General features: G+C 59.1%; 1 protein-coding gene. It reads right to left on the reverse strand.

The features are described 5' to 3' along the window. A partial coding sequence (locus tag ACWI8T_RS07755; RefSeq protein ID WP_449138524.1) for a DUF1385 domain-containing protein occupies nucleotides 1-728 on the reverse strand: 728 nt, incomplete at both ends.

A 728-nucleotide genomic window follows, 5' to 3' on the forward strand; every position in this document is an offset into this window, starting at 1 on the left:
CAACGAGCACGTTCGCGATGAACGCAGGCGCGATGATGAACAAGCCGACGCCCAAAAGCAGGCCAAGCGCCATCGAGATAGCCATTTCGCGCTTGCCAAAACCGCCTTCGTCCCCGTCACGAGCCTCGGCCGCGCTGGGCTCGACTGAATCGAGCTCAACCGCGCCGGGTTCGGTCACGTTAGTCTCGGCGGCGCTGGACTCGGCGGCGTTGGACTCGACAACGATATCCAAGGAACGCTGCGCGCCCAAGGCGTCAATCGCTTCACCGGGATTGCCGAAATCATTTTTCCACGAGAAGCCGCTGGCGTCGTCCGCTGCTTTTTCGCCGGCCAAAACCACAGGAGGTTCTGTCGTGGACTTCCTTGCAGAATCCTCGGTTTTATCTTCACCCAAGCTTTCGCAAGCGCGAGAATCGACTGCGTCGAGGGCGCCCTGCTCTTCATGGCTCACACGCTTTTCTTCATCGGAGTTTTCGCAAAGGCGCGGATGCCTCTCAACGGGCTCGGCGAAAGAAGCGTTCTCGGTCGAAGCGCCTTTCTTCGAAACGGCCCCGTTCGCGTTCGCCTCTTTAGCCTTCTCCGGGAATTCCTCCTCGTCGCCATACGCATGCATCGCGGCAATTTCGAGCGCCTTATAGCCCAAAATCAAGCTTTCCACAAACGCGCGGCAGCCACGCACGACGGGCCAATACAGCCATTTATTCTTCGCCTTGCCACTGGCCAAGTCA

The sequence above is a fragment of the Slackia sp. genome, assembly GCF_977041755.1.